This is a genomic window from Mesorhizobium caraganae (assembly GCF_016836705.1).
Lineage (GTDB): Bacteria > Pseudomonadota > Alphaproteobacteria > Rhizobiales > Rhizobiaceae > Mesorhizobium > Mesorhizobium caraganae.
Window position 1 is genome coordinate 1 of record NZ_JAFCGY010000170.1, and the last position, 414, is coordinate 414.

Annotated in this window: 1 protein-coding gene; it reads right to left on the minus strand. The window is 68.4% G+C overall.

The annotated features are described in order from the left end of the window. Positions 1 to 18 precede the first annotated feature (18 nt). Positions 19 to 414, minus strand: a 396-nt coding sequence (locus JQK88_RS35810; RefSeq protein WP_203281307.1) for a L,D-transpeptidase family protein, incomplete at its 5' end; no start/stop codon positions are given.

Consider the following 414-nt stretch of genomic DNA (forward strand, 5'->3'; position numbering starts at 1 on the left):
GTCCAGGCTGCGCGCGTTTCAAGGATCGATGCGGATCGGCGTGCCGGTCGGGACCAGGCTCCAGACTTCTTCGATCTGGCTGTCGGTCAGGGCGATGCAGCCGTCGGTCCAGTCGCGCGTGTAACCGCGCGGCGTGCCGCCGTGGATCATGATGTCGCCGCCCGGATCGACGCCGCGCGCCTGCGCCTGCTTGCGGTCGGCCGCATTCGGATACGACACCCGCAGCGACAGATGGAAACGGCTGTTGGGATTGCGCCCGCTGATGCGGTAATCGCCCTCGGGCGTGCGCTCGTCGCCCTGCTGGCGCTTGTGCCCGGCCGGCGCGTCGCCGAGCAGGATCGAATAGGTGCGGATCAGCTTGCCGTCGCGGTACAGGCGCATGCGCCGTTCGGATTTGTCGACCTGGATGCGGTC